The following is an 18798-nucleotide window of genomic DNA, read 5'->3' on the forward strand; positions in this document are numbered from 1 at the left end:
CCTCAGGGTCCCGGCGTGACCTGCAGCGCGCCCGGCCTGAGCAGTGCGGTCGCCGCGGCGCGGCTGGCCTTCCGGCCGAGAAGAGCCCGCGATGTCTCGCGCAGGAACACGGCACCTCTGAAGCACGCGGTCGCGACGGCTCCGTGCCGCCGCCCGTACAGCCGCACCCGGTTGAGCGTGAGGAGGGTCCACAGCCGGGGCGAGACCTGGGAGTCGCCCCCCAGATGCACGGCCTCGGCCTTCGGCTCCAGTTGCGTGACGTATCCCAGGTCGCGTGCTCGCAGGCAGTACTCGGTCTCCTCCGAATAGAGGAAGAACGACTCGTCCCACGGGCCGCAAGCGGCCAGGCAGTCGGCCGAGACGGCCATCAGCGCGCCGGTCGCCCAGTCGGCGCGCGTGGGCCGTCGATACGCGGCCGGGTCCGTGACGAGTTCGCCGAGGCGCGGGAATCGCCCGGCCCGGCGGTTGCCGATGACGGCCTCGCCCAGGGCCCTCAGCACGCTCGACTCGCGGCGCAGCGAGTAGTGGGGCGTGTCGCGGCCCTCTTCGTACAGCAGGGGCACGGCGATGCCCACTCCGTCGCCGAGGCTCTCGAGGAGCCGTTCTGCACAGCCCTGCCGCATACGGATGTCGGGGTTGCAGATGAGAGCGACCCGGTACTCACCGGCAGCACCCAGCGCGGCGTTGATCCCGGCGGCGTACCCGGCGTTGCGGCCGGTCTGGACGACGGTGGCGTCGGGGGCCAGGGCCTGCAGAACCTCGACGGTGTCGTCGGCCGAGTCGTTGTCGGCGACGACCAGCCGCCAGTCGAGGCCGGCCATGCCCTCGCCGAGCGCGGCGATGAATCCGGGGAGCACCGAGGCGCTGTTCCAGGTGACGACGATGACGGCGACGGTGCTCATCGGGACTCCACGAGTTGGGGGAGCTGGACTTCTGGGGTCTCAACGGGGCCCTGTGCGGCGGCGGCAGCTTCGCGCCGTACGAAGCCCAGACAGCTGCCCCCCGCCCCCAGGATCAGGAAGAACATGCCGGCGAACATGGGGAAGCTGAGCGAGTCGAACGTGGCGCTGATGACCAGGGCGACCAGCGACGAGGCGAAGAACGCCTGGCCCAGCTCGCGGTCGGACTCGGTCCGGGCCAGGCGCCGGATGGCACCGCCGTGATGGATTCCGGTGACGAACAGGACGAGCAGGGCGACGAGCCCGAGCACGCCCATCTCGGCCAGGCCCAGCATGTACTGGTTGTCGGTGAAGAAGTACAGGTCGGGAGTGAAGGTGCCGAAGCCTCTCCCGAACCATGGATGTTCCTTCAGATACGGCATGATCGCGCTGTACTTGACCGTGCGGGCCTGGGTGCTGCTGTCGGAGTTGGACAGGAACGAGGCGAACAGACCCGTGATCGTGCCGATCAGCCCTGGCACGAGGACCTTGAAGACGGCCACGGAGGCCGTCATCACGCCGATCGCGGCCCAGCGGCGGGCCGGTTTCCAGCGCGGCACCATCACCAGCGCCACCAGCAGCAGGCCGATGATCGAGGTCCGCGACACGGACAGGGGCAGCGCTCCGGCCATCAGCAGTACCGGACCCCAGCGGCGCAGCGCGTGGCGGTGGCGTCGTACCGGATCCAGGGCCTGCTGGATCGCGAAGGGCAGGAGGATCGCCAGCATGCCGGCGAACTCGAGCGGCTGGGCCGTGGTGGCCCGGGGCCGGGTGAAGGCGCCGCGGTCCATGACGCTCACCTGGGCCACGCTGGTCTGGAGGCCGGGGATGTGGATGGAGTCGGCGATGTTGGTTGCGGCGAAGAAGTCGTAGAACCCGATCGCGGCGACGACGGAGCCCATGACGACCATCCGGCGCATCAGCACGTCCAGCCGCCCGCGCTCCTGTACGGCCGCCGAGGTCAGGACGACGAGCGACACCCACACCAGGAATGCGATGAGCCCTCGGTCGGCCCCGAGGACCTCCTCGTGCGAGCTCTCGCGCATCGCGTCCGCGACGTAGGCCGTCAGGACCGCCAGCCCGAGCACGCACAGCGCGACCCGGGGGGTCCTGGTGCCCGGCGCGGGAAGGATACGGCCGCCGAGCCAGGTCGCGAGGTACCACAGCAGGCCCAGCAGGGCGAAGACGTTGGCCGGGGTGCCGACGCCGCCGAGCGCGGGCAGGGCCAGGTTCGACGGGATGAAGAAGGCCAGCACCAGGTAGACGGTGAGGATCGCCGTGGCGTCGACGCGTCGGCCGAGCAGTCCTCGCTCGGTGGTGCGGGCGTCCTGTGGTCGCGGGGCGGGGCCGTTCCCGGCGCGCCGCCTGCGACGGACCACCGCGACGCCCTCCAGCAGGATCGACAGCAGGAACGCGCTGACGACACCCAGGATGACGACCGCCGCGATGTCCTGGTAGCGACTCTTGGACTTCGACACCGGGGCCTGCGGCAGGACGACCGGCGCCGTCTGGACGAAGTAGGTGGGCGGGACCTTGGCGGCGGCCTGCAGGACCTTGAGTTGTTCGCCGGCGAAGGCCGTCAGGGTGTTGGTCTCCTTGAGCACCTTCGCCCGGTCGGTGCCGGTGACGCTGAGCGAGAGGAGCGGGCTCTCGCTCTCCGGCGCGAAGCCGGCCGTGTAGGGATCCGTGACGCCACGGCTGTTCAACTCCTTGGCGGCGTCTGCCGATTCAAGGGTTCTGATCAGCACGTCGGCCGTGACGATGAGCGAACCGCCCGCATTGGAGATCGGGTTGCCGAAGGTGGGGGCCAACCGGGCGACGGCCGAGGAGTCCAGCAGCGCGACCGAGCTCTGCGACTGGTAGGAGACGGGCACGGTCACGTACAGATACGCGCCGCCGAGCAGGCTGAGCAGGGTGAAGGGCACCATGAAGTACCAACGTCTGCGCAGAATGGCCCATATCTCACCAAGGCTCACGAACCAACCCCCATTCGGTGGCATCCAGCCGCGCGTCCTGCCAGTATCGGGGGTGACGGAAGGAACTCGTATGTCGCCCGGGAACGTCGCCGATGCGCTGCTCCGCCGCTGGTACGTCGTAGCGGTCGCGCTGCTGCTGACGGCCGCCGGTGCGTACCACGTGATGCGCCCGGCCCCCCAGTACGTCGGCTCCGCGGTGGTCGTCCTCAAGCCGCCGGTGACGCAGAACCAGCCCAACCAGCTCACCAATCTGCAGCCGCCGCTCGCCGTGGTCTCCTACGCGGTCGTCCAGCAGCTGCAATCCCCCGCCGGGGCGAGGGAGTTGAGCGCGGCGGGGGTCCACGGGACCTACCACCTCGTGCCCCGCAACAGCGGCACCAGCGCGACACCGCGCTATCTGATCCCTTCCCTGCAGGTGCAGTCGCAGGCGTCCGACCCCAACGCGGCCGTCACGGCGGTGCGCCGCATCATCGACGTCTACACCCGGCACGTCGAGGAGATGCAGACGGCTCAGGGAGTTCCCTCCGGGGCACGGATCACCGCCTCCGTACTGACCTCCCCGAGCGCCACCGAGGTGCAGGGCATCAAGAGCCGGGGTCTGGCCGGCACGGCCCTGCTGGGCCTCGCCGGCGGCATTCTCGGCGCATTGTGGCTCGACCGGTACGTGATGAGGCGCCGTCAGGCCGTGCCTGTCCGGCAGGCCGGTCCCGTTCCCGTGGCCGGCTGAGCCGTACTGGTCGCTCATCAGATTCCGCGGCGCTTCCACGACTCCCACCACAGCCACTCCCGGCCGCGCTCGGCCACGGCCGACCACACCAGCGGCTGCAGATACGGCATCGCCTTCGGACCGATCCGCCGCCTGAGCCGCAGTGCGCGGTACTCCGGCAGCGCCGCGTATCCCGGCAGGCACTCCTCGGCGAAGGCCACGCACTCATCGACCGGTACGACCCCCGTGCGTCCCCGGTCGTAGGCACGGTACGCGCGGCGCAGCGCGAAGCGGGCGAGCCGGGTGTGCACCTGATCGGCCAGGCGGTCGGCCTGGGGCAGTCGGTCGGCGCATTTGGCGAGCACCGAGTCGAAGGCCACGAGACGCTGGCGCAGGTCGTCGAGCTGACCACCGAAGTCCGTGGTGGACATGTTCTTGCCGTGGACGCGGTAGAAGGCCTGGTCGGCGCCGCGAATGTAGCCGACGTCGGCGTGTGCGGCGAGCCGCATCCACATCTCGATGTCGCCGGCGTGCGGAAGGGCGGGGTCGTACCCGCCGACCTTCCGCTGGAGGCTGGTGCGGACGACGACTTCCGGTGAGGTGATGCAGCCCGTGCCCTCGCGGAAGCGCCGCTCCAGCCACCACTGCCCGGGATAGACGACCGAGCCGGTGCTCTGCGTACGGGCCCGGGGCAGCGGGCCGCCGTGCTGGAAGCGCAGGGGACGCCCGTAGGCGAACCCCGCTTCGGGATGGGCGTCCAGGAGTGCGGCGGCCCGGACCAGCGCGCCCGGCACCAGTCGGTCGTCGGCGGAGAGGAGGGCGACGTAGTCCCCGTCGGCCCATTCCAGGAGGCCCTCGTTGTAGGTGGCGATGTGGCCCTTGTTGGTTTCGTGGACGCGGACCTCGATACGCGGATCGGCGGCGGCCAGTTTCTGCGCGATCTCCGCCGAATCGTCGGGCGAGGCGTCGTCGATGATGAGCACCCGGACGTCGACGCCGTTCTGCTCGTCCAGGACACTGCTGACGCAGTCGGCGAGGAAATGGCCGTAGTTGTAGCAGGGGATGACAACACTGACGGTGCTCATCGGTGGGCAAGCCAATCCCCGGTGGCGGCCTCCGCGTCGGGCGGAGACCACCACCGGTGCGTTCGGGTCGGTCAGTTCTTCTTCTTGCGGACGGTCTTGCTGGTCAGGGTCCAGCTGTGGGACTTCACCGGGTGGCCGTGTCTGTCCCGGGCCGTGACCGTGACGGTGAACCGGGTGCCGTCCGGCAGCGGGACGGACAGGTGGACGGACACCTTGTGGGTGGCCCGGTCGTAGGAGGCGACGGCCGTGACGTGGAGCTTCTTGGCGGCCTTGGATCCGCGCAGGATGGTCACGGTCGCCTGCACGGACGACACCGCGGCCTTGTCCGGCACCGACATCACGAGGGCGCTCGACGCGTCGGCGGTGTGCGCCACCGAGGACGCGGTCACCTCCGAGGCGGTGGCCGTCGTCAGGGAGGCGCTGGGGTTGTCGGCGGTGAAGACCGGCCCGACCCAGTAGTTCGCGGATCCGTAGGAGCTGGTGGGGAAGGCCGCGTCGGCGCCGTACCGGTAGAGCCCGTTGTGGTGCGCGGTGGTGTCGGCGGTGGCGGTCAGCGGATACGACAGGTGGGCTGCCGTGAAGTAGCCGCCGTCCACCGCGTAGTTGCCGTTCGGGGCGTGGTAGGACACGACGTACGGGGTGCCGGCGGTGATGGCGACCGGGGTGGCGAAAGTCAGCGTCTGCCAGCCGGAGGCCGTCTCGTTGGTGAAGGTGCCGGTGGCGAGCAGCGTGCCGGTGTCGGACCACAGGCTGCCGGTGTGCGTGCCCGTGTTGCCGGTGCCCTTGTAGAAGGTGACACCGCTGACCCAGCCGTCCGTCGAGGAGGTGAACCGGGTGCCGAGCTCGACGGAGTTGGCGTCACCGGTCATGTCGGTCGTGGCCGGCGTGGCGGAGGAACTCCACAGCGTGCAGGGGCAGGTGACCGCGGGTGGCGTGGAGCTGGTGGTGAAGGACCAGGTCACCGGGTCCGCCATGGCATTGCCCCACACGTCGGAGGCCTGGACGGACGCGGTGTACGTGGTGTGCAGCTCCAGCTCCGTCGACGGAGTGAAAGTCGCCTTGTTCGACGCGGGGTAGGTGACGGCCCCGGGCACGGTGTTGCCGTTCGGGTCCTTCACGGTGAAGGTCACGCTGTCGGGGTCGACAGCCGAGCTGAACGTGGCCGACACGGGTGCCGTGATCGACGCGTCGGTCGCCCCGGAGGTCGGGGAGGTGGAGGTGACGGTGGGCGGGGTCGTGCTGGCCGTCGAGGTGTCCAGCACCACGTCGACCCAGTAGTTGCTGCCGGAGGACTGAGAGGACGGGAAGGCGCTGGTCGAGCCGTAGTGGTAGACGCCGTTGCCGCCGTCGGTGCCGGACTTCAGTGCCGTGAGCGGGGCGAGGCCCGCGTCGCTGCCGGAGAAGTAGCCGCCGTCGTAGGAGTATCCGCCGTTGGGGGCGAAGTACGAGGCGACATAGGTGGTGTTGGCCTTGACGGTCACCGGGGTGGCGAAGTTCAGCTGCTGCCAGCCGGAGGCCGTCTCATTGGTGAAGGTGCCGGTGGCCAGGCGGGAACCGGAGGCGCTCCAGAGGCTGCCGGAGTGGGTCCCGGTGTTGGCGGGTGATTTGTAGAAGCGGACGGCGGTGACGGAACCGGCCACCGTGGTACGGAACTTGACGCCGAGCTCCACCGAGCTGCCGTCGCCCGCGTTGACGGTGCCGGGCACGGCCGAGGCCGCGAAGACGCTGCACGGACAGGTCTGGGGGCCGACGGTCACCGGGACGGTGGTGACGGCGCCGATGTTGACGCTGTCGTCGACCGCGCGGACCTCGATGGTCGCCGAACCCGGGGTGGTCGGGGTCCAGCTGTAGCTCCAGGACGCGAGGCCCTTGGCGGCCTGCCAGGTCGTTCCGCCGTCCGTGGAGACCTCCACGCGGGCCACCACGCCACCGCCGGAGTCGGCGGCGGTGCCGGTGATGGTGACCGGCTTCAGCGCCGGGACGGTGATGTTGGAGGCGGGGCTCGACACGGTGACCGTCGGGCCGGTGGTGTCGGTGGAGGTCCCGGCCGCGATGAGATTGCTCTGCCGGGTCAGCGGCTGGACGCCCATGTCGGCGAGGATGTTCACCGTCGCCTGCTGCATACGGGCGTCCTCGGTGACCACCGTGTCGGCGGGGTTGTACGTCGGCACGTTGGTCAGACCCCACGACCACTGCACGGTCCCCGACCCGAACACCAGGGCCCCGGAGTCCCGGTCGCGGAACTCGACGAGATTGTGGGTCGCCGTGCCGTTGCCGTAGACATTGCCCCAGTCCATGCGGAGCTTGCCGTCGTTGATGTCCACCGTCGTGGACGACACATCGATGGCTCCGGGAGGTCTGGTGCTGTTGTCGATGTCGCTGTCCCACTCGTAGCCGAGGGTGCCCGTCGGGAAGGTGGCGGTCTGGCCGGCGGTGAGGCTCGCGATGGAGGTGTTGCGCCAGATCCGGTTCCTGCCGTACGAGCCGGGGACCGTGATGGCGTCACTGCGGTAGCCGTTCACCTGGAACATGGAGCCGGTGAGGATGTTCGGCGGCTGGTAGCTCTGCCCGTACCGGGTGCTGGTCGGGTCCATCCAGGTGCCGGTCCAGATGCCGCTGGGGTCGGCGATGCCGTTGTTCTGCGCCATCTTGGTCATCTTGTAGCAGACCAGGGTCCGGTCCGCCGTGTACGTGCCGTCGATGCTCGGCGCGAGCCGGGTCTTCCAGAAGACCTCGTTGCCGCTGAAGAAGGCCTCCCGGACGCCGGCCTTCCGGGCCGCCAGGACGTTGGAGTACTGGCTCTGTGTCCAGTACTCGTCATGGCCGGAGGACATGTACACCTTGTGCTGCTTCAGCAAGGTGGCACCACTGGCCGACGACACGTCCACGCCGGACAGATAGCTGACGTCGTAGCCGTTGCGCTCCAGCCAGGACAGCATCATGTACTCGGAGCCGTAGATGCCGTTGTCGCCGCCGATGTCCAGCGGCCGGTTGTAGCTGACCTCGTAGGCGCGGCCGTCCGGCGCGGGCCCGGTGCCGCCGTAGAGGTCCTGGCCGCCGTAGTCGTTGTAGGCCTGCCAGGTCTGGTCGCTGGTCTGCACGACGACGTCGGAGGTGCTGGAGTCCTTGCGGACGACGAACGGGTACGGCATCAGGCCGTTGCCGTCCGTCTGCGTCAGGTTCGCGATGTACAGGCCGGACACTGCGTCGCTGGGCACCGTCCAGCTGGCGGTCACCGGCCAGTTGCCGCAGTCGACCAGGCCGGTGCTGCTCTTGGTGGTACAACTAGCCGGTTTGATGGCGTAGTTGGCAGGATAGGTCACGGCCGCCTGGGCCGCGGTGGACATCTCTCGCGCGCCGTCGCCGCCGTACCAGCCCAGGCGGTAGATCTCGATGTGGTAGGGGACCTTCGACTGGACCTTGAACTGGACGGTGTCGCCGGCCTGGACGCTCTCCTTGGTGGAGAAGCCCTGGATGTCGCCGTACGCGTTGGGCGAGAACCAGTCGGTCTTGGGGCTGCCCGGCTTGGAGTTCTCGCAGACGACCGGGTTCGAGCCCGCTCCGCACGGGTCGGCTGCCGCCTGGGCGGTCGCGGCCTGCGGGAGCACCGCCCATATCAGTGCTGCTACGACGGCGAGGCGGCCGCCCCGGAGCCGTCTGCTCCATCTGTTCATGTGTACCTCTCAGCGGTGCTGTGCAGGACCGGCCCGTACGGCCGGGGTGGAGCGGGAAAACCGGGGGTCGATCAGCTTCCGAGCGCGTCGGCGAGCGCGTCCACGACGCGCTGCTGCTGGTCGGGGGTGACCTGCGGGTAGAGCGGCAGTGACAGGATCCGGTCCGCCGCCTTCTCGGCGTTCGGGAAGTCGCCGCGGGAATGGCCGAGATGGCGGTACGCCGGCGTGAGGTGGACCGGCGCGGGGTAGTGCACCCCCGCGCCGATGCCCTCAGCGTTGAGCTTGCCGACGACGGCGTCGCGGTCCGCGCCGGTGACCTGGACGACGTACAGGTGCCATACGTGGACGTTGCCGGGCGCTGTCGTCGGCAGTACGACCCGGCCGGCGGCCGCCAGGTCGGCGAGCAGGGCGTGGTAGCGGGCCGCGGCCGCGCGCCGGGCCGCGTTGCCGTCCGCGAGCCGGGCCAGCTTGGCGCGCAGGACGACGGCCTGGAGCCCGTCCAGACGGCTGTTGAACCCTGGCACGTCGTGGCGGTACTTGGCGACGCCGCCGTGGTTGGCGATCGCGCGTACCTGGCCTGCGAGTTCCTCGTCGTCGGTCAGCACCGCGCCCGCGTCGCCGTACGCGCCGAGGTTCTTGCCCGGGTAGAAGCTGGTGGCCGCGATCCCGCCGCTGCCGGGCGTGTGGCCGTCGCGGGTGGCGCCCTGGCACTGGGCGGCGTCCTCGACCACCCGTATCCGGTCGGGCAGTCGGCCGGACAGCGCCGTCACGTCGGCCATCTGCCCGTACAGGTGCACGGGTACGACCGCGCGGGTGGCCGGGCCGACCGCGTCCAGTGCGGCCTGGGGGTCGAGCAGGTGGGTGTCGGGCAGGCAGTCCGCGAGGACCGGTCGGGCGCCGGTTCTGGCCACGGCGCCCGCGGTGGCGATGAAGGTGTTGGCGGGTATCACGACCTCGTCGCCGGGCCCCACTCCGCTTGCCCGGAGGGCGAGTTCGACGGCGTCGGTGCCGTTGGCGACGCCCACGCAGTGCGCCACATCGCCGAAGTCCGCGTATTCACGCTCGAACTGGCGGACCTCGTCGCCTCCGATGAACGCGGTGCCGTCCAGGATCCGTTCGAACCCGGCCCGTACCTCGTCGGCGACTTCCTCGTGGGCCGCCTTGAGGTCCACGAGCGGAATCCGGTTCATGTCAGCGGTCCCCCCACTGTTGGCGTCGCAAGTTCGTCCAGCGCGGGCGCTTCGGCCGCGCGCAGCCGCCGGGCCGGGCTCCCCACCCAGACCTCGCCCGGCGGAACGTCGCCGAGCACGCTGCTCCCCATCCCGATCAGCGACCAGGCGCCGACCGTCGTACCCTCCCGGACCAGCGCCCCGGAGCCCACATAGGCACCGCGCTCCAGCCGTGCGCCCCCGCCCAGGCGGACGCCGGACGCGAGCGTGGCGAAGTCCTCGACCACGTCGTCGTGGGTGAGGACGACCTGCGGCATCACCGCGACGTGTGCGCCCACCCGCACGGCTGCGGTCAGGACGCAGTGTGCGAGCAGCACCGAACCGGGGCCGATTCCGGAGGTCGCCGACACCGCCGCCGTCGGGTGGATCACGGTGGCGTAGCGGTCCGCGGGCAGGCCGAGCCTGCGGACCAGCCGGGCGCGGGCCGCGTAGTCCCGGGGGTTGCCCACGCAGATCACCACTCGGGCCTCGGGCAGGTCGTGGACCAGGTCGCAACCGCCGAGGACGGACACGCCGTCCACCTCGGTGCCGTGCAGGGCGGGGTTGTCGTCCAGGTGCCCGAGCAGCTCGAACTGGCCCGCGTCCCGCACGGCCTGCGCGGTCTCCCGGGCGAAGCCGCCCGCGCCGACGATCAGCAGCCCGCTCATCTTCGCGCCTGTTCGTGCAGCGCTGCCACGACGCGGTCCTGCTGGGCCTCGGTCATCGTGTGGAACAGCGGCAGGATCAGCGAGTCGTGGGTGATCCGCTCGGTGACCGGGAGGGGCGCGCGGGGATGGTCCGCGTAGGCGGGTTCGAGGTGGGCGGCCATGATCCCGCGCCGGGCGGAGATGCCGGCCTCGGCGAGCGCGGTGAGCAGGTCGTCCCGGCCGACGGGGAAGTCCTCGTCCAGCAGCACCCAGTAGGACTGGAAGTTGCTCTGCCCGTGGGCGGGGTCGCGTACGGGGGTGAGGCCGGGGACGTCGTGCAGCAGCGTGTCGTAGCGGGCGGCCAGTTCGCGGCGGCGGCTGATCATCGCGTCGAGTCTGCCGAGCTGGGCCAGGCCGATCGCGGCCTGGACGTCCGTCATCCGGTAGTTGTAGCCGACCTCCAGGTAGCTCTCCAGGACCGGCTTGTTGCTCGCATGGCGCTCGGCCGCCGAGGCGTTCATCCCGTGCTCGCGCAGCCGCCGCAGGCGGGCCGCCCACTCGGCGTCGTCGGTGGTGATCATGCCGCCCTCGCCGGTGGTGACGAGCTTGCGAGGGTGGAAGGACCAGGCGGCGACCAGCGCGCCGTGCCCGACGGGCTTGCCCCCGGCGGACGAGCCGATGGCGCAGGCCGCGTCCTCGACCAGGGGCAGGTCCCAGTCGGCGCAGGCGGCGCGCAGGGCGTGCACATCGGCCGGTACGCCGCCCTGGTGGACGGCGAGGACGGCCCTGGTGCGGGCGGTGCGGACCGCGTCCACGGTGGCCACGGTCAGGTTGCCGGTGGCGAGGTCGACATCGGCGAACACCGGCTCGGCGCCGACGTACCGTACGGCGTTGGCGGTGGCGATGAACGACAGCGAGGGCACCACGACCTCGTCGCCGGGGCCGAGGCCGAGCGCGACCAGCGACAGGTGCAGGGCGGTGGTGCAGGAGCTGACGGCGACGCCGTGCTCGGCCCCCACCCGCTCGGCGAAGGCCCGCTCGAAGGCGGCGACCCGGGGGCCCTGGGCGACCCACCCGGACAGCACCGCCTCGGAGGCGGCCCGGGCCTCCTCCTCGCCGAGCCAGGGGATCATCACCGGGATGCGGTCGGTGCTCACTTGGCCGCCTCCCGCTCCGCGCGCCACCACTCGACCAGGTCCCGCAGCCCGGTGCGCAGGTCGATCCGCGCCGTGAACCCGAGCCGCTCTGCGGCCTGTGAGGTGTCCGCGAGCCGCCGTACCACCGAGTTGACGCTGCGGGCGGGCCCGTGCACCGGCTCCAGCCCGGTCGCCCCCATCGCCTCCAGCAGGCCCTCGGCGAGCTCCTTCAGCGAAGTCTCCGTGCCGCTGGCGATGTTGAACACCTCGTCGGTGAGATCCGACTCGGCGGCCAGCACATTGGCCCGGGCGATGTCGCGGACGTCGACGAAGTCCATGGTCTGCGTGCCGTCGCCGAGGACCAGCGGCGGCTCGCCCGCCTCGATGCGCTCCATCCAACGGATGAGCACCTCGGTGTAGAGGCCGTGGATGTCCATCCGGGGGCCGTAGACGTTGAAGTAGCGCAGCGCCACGTAGTCCAGTCCGTACATGGCGTGGAAGCTGCGCAGCATGCCTTCGTTGAAGGCCTTCGCCGCGCCGTAGAAGGTGTCGTTGTTGTACGGGTGGTGGCGCTCGGTCGTCGGGAAGGTCTCGGCCATGCCGTAGACGGACGCCGAGGAGGAGGCGATCACCTTGGTGACCCCCGTCTCGGCCGCCGCCTCCAGGACGTTGAAGGTGCCGTCGACCAGGACCTCGTTGGCGAGCCGGGGTTCCTCCGCGCACTGGGTGATGCGGATGGCGGCGAGGTGGAACACGAGGTCGGCGCCTTCGGTGACCTTCCGCACCGTGGCGGCATCACGGACGTCGCCCTCGACGATCTCCACGACGCCGCTGGGCAGGGCCTGGGCGAGGTTGGCCCGCCGCCCGCGCACGAAGTTGTCCAACACCACGATCTCGCGGGCGCCGCCCTCGGCCAGGAGGTCGACGAGGTTGGAGCCGATGGTGCCCGCTCCCCCGGTGACCAGGATCTTCTTGCCTCGTACGCTGCTCAACTGCCATGCCCTCTCAGTGAGTTCGATCCGCTCAACGCCCGGCGCGCAGGCCGACGACCGCGCCCTTGAATTGGAGGCTCCGGGACGCGGCCTCGAGGATGTCCAGCACGCGCAGGCCCGCCCGGCCGTCGGTCAGCGGAGCCCGCTCGTTCCCGATCGCGTCGGCGAACTCGTCGACCATGCTGCGCAGCGCCTCCTTCTCCCCGATGGCGGGCGCGACCATGTCTCCGGAGCGGTACGAGACAAGCATGTCCCGGCGCTCGTCGTCGCCGATCTCCTGGGGGGAGGCCAGGTCCACGCCCCGGTCGTAGACGGCCACCCGCTGCAGGGGGTTGAGGTCGTCCCAGACCAGGGTGCGTTTGGCGCCGCCCACCATGGTGGTCCGCACCTTCGTCGGGGACAGCCAGTTGACGTGCACGTGGGCGATGGCTCCGGTGCTGAGCGTGAGCGTCAGATAGGCCACGCAGGCCTGTCCGGCGCCGATCGGGTCGGCCCCGTGGGCGGCGACGGCGACCGGCTCCACGTTGTCGGGGAGGATGAAGTCCAGGATCGACAGGTCATGGGGGGCGAGGTCCCAGAGGACGTCGATGTCCTTCTGGACGAGCCCGAGGTTGATCCGGACCGAGTCGACGAAGTGGATCTCGCCGAGTTCGCCGGAGCGGACCAGCTCCCGGATGCGGCCCACGGCCGGCGTGTAGCAGTAGGTGTGGTCGCACATCAGGGTGAGCCCGCGCTCTTCCGCCTCGGTCACCAGGCGCATCCCGTCGGCGTAGGTCGCCGCGAGCGGCTTCTCCACGAGGACGTGCTTGCCGGCGCGCAGCGCGGCCAGGGCGATGTCGAGGTGGGTGCCGGCGGGCGTGGCCACGGCGACGGCGTCCACGGAGGGGTCGGCGAGGACGGCCGCGTAGTCCGCGGTGGCCTCGACCGTCGAGTAGCCGCCGAGGACCCGTCGGGCCCGGCCCACGTCGAGGTCGCACAGCCAGCGCAGCCGGAACCGCTCGCTGGCCTGGAAGTTGCGGACGAGGTTGGGGCCCCAGTAGCCGGCCCCGACGACCGCGACCCCCAACGGCTGCGTGGTCTGCGTCACTTGGTTCCTCTCCCCTTGGTCCATCGGTAGGCGGTCCGTCCGCGGGCGGTCCATCAGTAGGCCCCCGTTCCCCGCACCACGGCGGACCCGGTGCGCAGCAGGATCGACAGGTCCAGGCTCATCGACCAGTTGTCGACGTATCCGAGATCGAGCCGGACCGCTTCCTCCCAGGGCAGGTCGGAGCGGCCGCTGACCTGCCAGAGTCCGGTGAGGCCGGGCTTGACGAGCAGCCGGCGCTTGATGTCCGGCGGGTACGCCTCCACCTCTTCGGGCAGCGGCGGGCGGGGGCCGACGAGCGACATGTGGCCCCTGACGACGTTGAGCAGCTGTGGCAGTTCATCGAGCGAACTGCGGCGCAGGAACGAGCCGACGCGGGTGATCCGCGGGTCTTCCTTGACCTTGAACAGCAGGCCGTCGCTGTTCTGGTTGAGGTGCTCCAGTTCCGCCCGCAGGGCCTCCGAGTCCGGGCGCATCGTGCGGAACTTCAGCATGGTGAAGTGGTCGCCGTACCGGCCCACCCGCTGCTGTCTGAACAGGGCGGGTCCGGAGCTGTCCAGCCGGACGATCAGGGCGATCAGCAGCATGGGCAGCGCGAGGAACAGCAGGAGCGCCGCGGCGAGCGACCGGTCCAGCAGTTCCTTGGGCAGCCGGGAGGTCCGGGAGAGGTTCGGCGGCCGGATCCGCAGCAGCGGCACTCCGTTGGTGGGCCGTACCGCCAGCCGGGAGGCGGAGACGTCGGCCAGCACGGGGGCCAGCAGGAAGTCGACGCCCTGGGCGGCCGCCGTCCAGGCCGTCCGGCGCAGGACGGAGGTGTCGGTCCCGGGTACCGGCAGTGCCACCACGGTGGTGATGCCCAGGGCCCGGACGACGTCGTTCATGTCACCTACGCCGCCGAGGACGGGGAGCCCCAACTTGCGGATCTCCGCGGCGTTCTGCGGATCGCTCAGGCACACTCCGGCGGCCTGCAGTTCCTGTACGCCGCCGCGCCGCAGCACGGCGAGCAGTTCCACGATGCCGCGTGCCGGGCCGATCAGCAGTGTCGTGCTGCGGTCCCGGCCCCGTGCCCACCGCCTGTGCAATCGGCGGCGCAGCGTGTAGCGGACCGGCAGGGCGATGGCGGCGGCCGGTGCCGCGGCCATGGTCATGTCATGAAGGAGGTCTGAATCGCGCGTGAACAACCAGTACGCGAGGGTGGCCAGCGCCGGCAGTGCGACGGCTCCGCGCAGCACCCGACGGTATTCCTCGCTCCCCAGGCCGAAGGCACTGCGATCGTAGGAGCGGTGGGCCAGCATCGCGATGATCCATGTCGGGGGCAGCGCCAGGGCCACCGCCCAGCGGCCGTACGCCCCGTGGATCACTAAGCCCGCGGCAACGGCTGCGAGGCCGTCCGCGACCAGCAGGACTGTCCGGTACTTCCGTTCCCAGCGTCTTCGGCGAGCTTCTGGACGTGTATGTTCCACGGCCAGTTGCTCATGCGTGACCTCAATGGTCATGCGCCCCCCACCACATGCGCGGCTCCCCCTGACCACACGCAACTGCACACGTGATCGCAAGTGCGCAGCCAGGGCTGAATCAGCACCGCATGTGTCTCCTCAGCACAGCGGCACTGGAAAACGAGAGAGCCTTCAGCGGTTCCCCAACCGCCTCATGCCCCCAGCATGTTGGTTACTGCCTGTGTCGTATCCGGTTCATGACGCCGTACATTGACATGCCGTCAAGGACAAGTCACCCTCCCAAACCGGTCCGGCGGAGCTCAATCTAGACCACTGGACGCAGTCACGGGAACAGTTGGACGAAACACGCGCGCAATGGCGACTTCGAGGCCATACTGCCCGGGTGACGAGCATCGTGATCCCGGCCCACAACGAGGCACGCGTCATCGGCCGGCTCCTCGATTCGCTGCTGGCCGACTCCTCCGCGGACGAGACCGACATCGTGGTCGTGTGCAATGGCTGTACGGATGACACCGCGGGGATCGCGGCCGCTCGCGGTCCGCGCGTCCGGGTGGTCGAGATCCCCGTCCCTTCCAAGCACGCGGCCCTGCGGACGGGGGACGATCACGCGCGCGGCTTCCCCCGGCTCTACGTGGACGCCGACGTCGTGATCACGGGCGCCGACGTACGGGCGCTGACCGAACCGCTGACCGATGGCACCTCGGGCATCCTCGCCACGGCCCCGGAACGGCGGATCACGCTGGCCGCGTGCGCATGGCGGGTGCGCGCCTACTACCACGTGTGGCAGCGCCTCCCAGCCGTACGCGAGGGGCTGTTCGGCCGGGGGGTCATCGCGGTGTCCAAGGCCGGGCAGGCCCGGATCGCCGCGCTGCCGCCGCTGATGGCGGACGACCTGGCCGCGTCCCTGGCGTTCGCCCCCGAGGAGCGGCTCGTGGTCGGCGCGGCCGGCGTCGTGATCCAACCGCCGCGCACCTGGCCGGACTTGATCAAACGGCGGATCCGGGCCGCGGTGTCCACCGCCCAGGTCGAACGGCATCAGGGACCGGAGCAAACCTCGGCACGCACGAGCAAGGCGGATCTGAAAGCCCTGCTGCGCGGGGAGCCGCGCCTCTTCCCGGGTGTCGTGGTCTTCGTCGCGGCGGCGGTCGTCGCCCGACGGGGTGCCCGAAAAGCCATCAGGGCGCAGGACTTCGGCACCTGGCTGCGGGACGAGAGCAGCCGGCAGAACTGATCGCCTCGCGTCTGGAGCCTTGTCTTGTATCTCACCGATCGCTCCGCGCCCGCCGGGGCGGACACCGACCGGGGCCGAAGACGCGGTCCGGGGGCCAAGGTCGCCCCGGTCGTGCTCGTGCTGGGCACGGTCAGCCTGATCACGGACATCTCCTCGGAGATGGTCACCGCCGTCCTGCCGCTCTACCTCGTCACCACGCTCGGCTTCAGCCCGCTGGGCTTCGGCACCCTCGACGGCGTCTACAACGGCGTCAGCGCGCTGGTCCAGCTCACCGGCGGCCACCTCGCCGACCGGGTGCGGGGCCACAAGCTGCTGGCCGGGCTCGGCTACGGCCTGTCCGCGCTGTGCAAGCCGCTGCTCCTGATCGCCGGCAGCCTCGGCACGCTCGGCACGGTCCTGGCTCTGGAACGGACCGGCAAGGGCCTGCGCACCGCCCCGCGTGACGCGATGATCTCCCTGGCCACTCCGGCCCAGAACCAGGGCCGGGCCTTCGGCGTGCACCGGGCGATGGACACCACCGGGGCGATGCTCGGCCCGCTGACCGCCTTCCTCATCCTGCGCGCGGCGGCCGACGGTTACGACGCCGTGTTCGGGGTGAGCGCGTGCGTCGCCGCCCTCGGGGTGGTCGTGCTGGTGCTGTTCGTACCGGGCGGGCGTCGAAGCGAGCAGGGTGCCCTCGAGGGCAAACGGCCCGTCCACGTACGCGAGGCACTGGCGCTGCTGCGCCTGCCGCGGCTGCGGGCGCTCGCCGGCTGTGCCGCGTTGCTCGGCCTGACCACCGTCAGCGACGCCTTCGTGTATCTGCTCCTCCAGCGGCGCGCGGGCGTCGGCGAGGAGTGGTTCACGCTGCTGCCGCTGGGCACGGCCGCCGTGTTCCTGCTGCTGGCCGTGCCCGTCGGGGCGCTGGCCGACCGGGCCGGGCGGCGCACGGTGTTCCTCGCCGGGCACGTGGGCCTGCTCACCGCCTACGCCCTCCTGCTGTGGGCCCCGGACACACCGGTCCTCGCCCCTGGCGTCCTCGCCCTGCACGGCATGTTCTACGCGGCCACCGACGGCGTGCTCCCGGCCGCCCTCGCCGGCCTCGTGCCCGAGCATCTGCGCGCCAGCGGTCTGGCCATCGTCGGCACCAGCCAGGCGCTGGCCCGGTTCTGCTGCTCCCTGGCCTTCGGCGCCGCCTGGACGGCGTGGGGAGACGGCCCGGCGCTGGCCGGCTCGGCGGTCGGGCTGCTGTGCTGCGCGGCCGTCGCGAGCGTGGTGCTGCGACCGACCGGCAGGACCCGATGACCACCACAGCCACAAGGATCCGGATGACATCGCTGCGCCGCCGTCTGCTGATACTCGTCGCGGCGGTCCTGCTGCTCGCGGGCCTGGGCACCGGCGTGGTCCTGCACGCCGCCGCCCGCGCGGACCGGGCGAACCAGCCGCAGTCGGGCGATCCCGCTGTCCGTGCGGGCAAGCTGACCCTCGACCAGAAGGGCCGCCTGGCCTTCCTCAACGCGGCCCCTGGTCCGCACCGCACCGCGGTCGCCTCGGTGCCGTCCACGGACCCGAAGGGCGGGCGGACCGCCTCGGGACTGAAGTGCGCGCGCTTCTACGCGGCCGCCGACACGGGCATCTGCCTCCAGTCCAATCCCGGTGTCCTCAAGCAGAGCAACCGCGCACTGCTCCTGGACGCCGACCTGGGCACCGAGCGCACCTTCCCGCTCGCGGGCACCCCCAGCCGGGCCCGGGTCTCGCCCAGCGGCCGTTTCGTCGCCTGGACCGTCTTCGTCTCCGGCGAGTCCTATTCGTCCGCGTTCTTCTCCACCCGGACCTCGATCCTGGACACCCGGACCATGCGGCTGACTCCCAGCCTGGAGACGTTCTCCGTCATCAAGGACGGCAAGCCCTACCACGCCTCGGACACCAACTTCTGGGGCGTCACCTTCGCCTCCGACGACGACACCTTCTACGCCACCCTCAACACCGCCAACAAGACCTATCTGATCAGGGGTTCGATCTCCCGGCGTACGGTCACCACCCTGGTCGAGAACGTGGAGTGCCCGTCGCTCTCCCCCGACGGGACCCGCGTCGCCTTCAAGAAGCGGGTGTTGTCCCGGACCGACCTCTGGCACGAGTACGTCCTCGACCTGCGCACCCTGCACGAGACGGCGCTGGCCGAGCGCCACAGCGTCGACGACCAGGCCACCTGGCTCGACGACCACACCGTCGTCTATGCGCTCCCCACGAACGGCGAGGTCGGCAGCAGTGACCTGTGGAGCGTGCCCGCAGACGGCTCGGGAACCCCGCACCTGCTGATCCCGGGGGCCTCTTCCCCCGCGCCGCTGTAGAGCCCCGCGCGATCACTGGAAGTAGACGAGAATGCGTCCGCTGTTGCCCGTGTCGACCTCGCGCCGGACGTACAGCCTCCTGATGTGCTTCTGGTCCAGGAACGCGAGCACGCGAGCCCTGAGTCGCCCGGAACCCTTGCCCGGAATGATCTCCGCAACGGGCTCGCCCGAATGGTTCGCCTTGAAGAGGAACTGACGCAGCGCCAGTTCGATGTCGCGGTTGTTGCGGAAGATCGGGTGGAGATCGAGCGACAGCATGGGGAACCTCCCGGTGATGCGGCACGGCTGTCCGAGCACGATCCATCATCGACTCTCTCCCACATGCCAGCTCCGA

At 70.7% G+C, this 18798-nt stretch carries 15 protein-coding genes; 4 read left to right on the plus strand and 11 right to left on the minus strand.

The window, feature by feature from the left end; all coding sequences use genetic code 11:
- Positions 1-2: 2 nt before the first annotated feature.
- Both ACWCQS_RS12115 and ACWCQS_RS12120 read right to left on the minus strand, forming a co-directional pair.
- Positions 3-902 (minus strand): glycosyltransferase family 2 protein, encoded by a 900-nt coding sequence (locus tag ACWCQS_RS12115; protein WP_451004332.1) that lies wholly within the window; start codon positions 900-902, stop codon positions 3-5.
- The gene (locus ACWCQS_RS12120) at positions 899-2866 is read right to left on the minus strand and encodes an O-antigen ligase family protein (protein ID WP_451004333.1); all 1968 of its coding nucleotides are present in this window, start codon (positions 2864-2866) and stop codon (positions 899-901) included. The genes ACWCQS_RS12115 and ACWCQS_RS12120 overlap by 4 nt, the downstream gene beginning before the upstream one ends.
- A gap of 118 nt (positions 2867-2984) precedes the next feature.
- Between ACWCQS_RS12120 and ACWCQS_RS12125 the strand changes: the two genes are divergently transcribed.
- Positions 2985-3641, plus strand: a complete 657-nt coding sequence (locus tag ACWCQS_RS12125; RefSeq protein ID WP_451004334.1) for a hypothetical protein — start codon at positions 2985-2987, stop codon at positions 3639-3641.
- 17 nt (positions 3642-3658) lie between these two features.
- On the opposite strand, the gene ACWCQS_RS12130 is transcribed toward ACWCQS_RS12125, so the two are convergent.
- The 8 genes from ACWCQS_RS12130 to ACWCQS_RS12165 form a co-directional block, all read right to left on the minus strand.
- Entirely contained in the window at positions 3659-4705 is a 1047-nt protein-coding gene (locus tag ACWCQS_RS12130; RefSeq protein WP_451004335.1) for a glycosyltransferase family 2 protein, read from the minus strand.
- Between the two features lie 71 nt (positions 4706-4776).
- A complete protein-coding gene (locus ACWCQS_RS12135) occupies positions 4777-8379 on the minus strand; it encodes a DUF4082 domain-containing protein (protein WP_451004336.1) in 3603 nt (1200 codons plus the stop codon).
- Positions 8380-8450: 71 nt separating this feature from the next.
- Positions 8451-9569 carry a DegT/DnrJ/EryC1/StrS family aminotransferase gene (locus ACWCQS_RS12140; RefSeq protein ID WP_451004337.1) on the minus strand — a complete coding sequence of 373 codons (1119 nt, stop codon included), beginning with the start codon at positions 9567-9569 and terminating at the stop codon, positions 8451-8453.
- Positions 9566-10255, minus strand: a complete 690-nt coding sequence (locus ACWCQS_RS12145; protein WP_451004338.1) for an acetyltransferase — start codon at positions 10253-10255, stop codon at positions 9566-9568. Before ACWCQS_RS12145 ends, ACWCQS_RS12140 begins: the two co-directional genes overlap by 4 nt.
- A complete protein-coding gene (locus tag ACWCQS_RS12150) occupies positions 10252-11391 on the minus strand; it encodes a DegT/DnrJ/EryC1/StrS family aminotransferase (protein WP_451004339.1) in 1140 nt (379 codons plus the stop codon). Before ACWCQS_RS12150 ends, ACWCQS_RS12145 begins: the two co-directional genes overlap by 4 nt.
- Positions 11388-12362, minus strand: coding sequence for an SDR family NAD(P)-dependent oxidoreductase (locus ACWCQS_RS12155; RefSeq protein ID WP_451004340.1), 975 nt, complete (start codon positions 12360-12362; stop codon positions 11388-11390). The genes ACWCQS_RS12150 and ACWCQS_RS12155 overlap by 4 nt, the downstream gene beginning before the upstream one ends.
- Positions 12363-12393: 31 nt before the next feature.
- Complete coding sequence (locus tag ACWCQS_RS12160) at positions 12394-13449, minus strand: Gfo/Idh/MocA family protein (RefSeq protein ID WP_451004341.1); 1056 nt, start codon at positions 13447-13449, stop codon at positions 12394-12396.
- Positions 13450-13502: 53 nt separating this feature from the next.
- Positions 13503-14942 carry a sugar transferase gene (locus ACWCQS_RS12165; RefSeq protein WP_451004342.1) on the minus strand — a complete coding sequence of 480 codons (1440 nt, stop codon included), beginning with the start codon at positions 14940-14942 and terminating at the stop codon, positions 13503-13505.
- A gap of 343 nt (positions 14943-15285) precedes the next feature.
- Here ACWCQS_RS12165 and ACWCQS_RS12170 point away from each other — a divergent pair, with 343 nt between their 5' ends.
- Genes ACWCQS_RS12170 through ACWCQS_RS12180 form a run of 3 tightly spaced genes read left to right on the plus strand, consistent with a single transcriptional unit; the run spans position 15286 to position 18464 of the window.
- Positions 15286-16134, plus strand: a complete 849-nt coding sequence (locus ACWCQS_RS12170; protein ID WP_451004343.1) for a glycosyltransferase — start codon at positions 15286-15288, stop codon at positions 16132-16134.
- Between the two features lie 24 nt (positions 16135-16158).
- On the plus strand, positions 16159-17418 hold the full coding sequence (locus ACWCQS_RS12175; RefSeq protein WP_451004344.1) for an MFS transporter: 1260 nt from the start codon (positions 16159-16161) through the stop codon (positions 17416-17418).
- Between the two features lie 23 nt (positions 17419-17441).
- Positions 17442-18464: a TolB-like translocation protein gene (locus ACWCQS_RS12180; protein ID WP_451004345.1), complete on the plus strand. Its 1023-nt coding sequence runs from the start codon at positions 17442-17444 to the stop codon at positions 18462-18464.
- Between the two features lie 12 nt (positions 18465-18476).
- Here the strand turns inward: ACWCQS_RS12180 and ACWCQS_RS12185 are convergent, their stop codons facing one another.
- Positions 18477-18722: a Smr/MutS family protein gene (locus ACWCQS_RS12185; protein WP_451004346.1), complete on the minus strand. Its 246-nt coding sequence runs from the start codon at positions 18720-18722 to the stop codon at positions 18477-18479.
- Between the last annotated feature and the right edge of the window lie 76 nt (positions 18723-18798).

Source organism: Streptomyces sp. NPDC002076 (assembly GCF_053593835.1).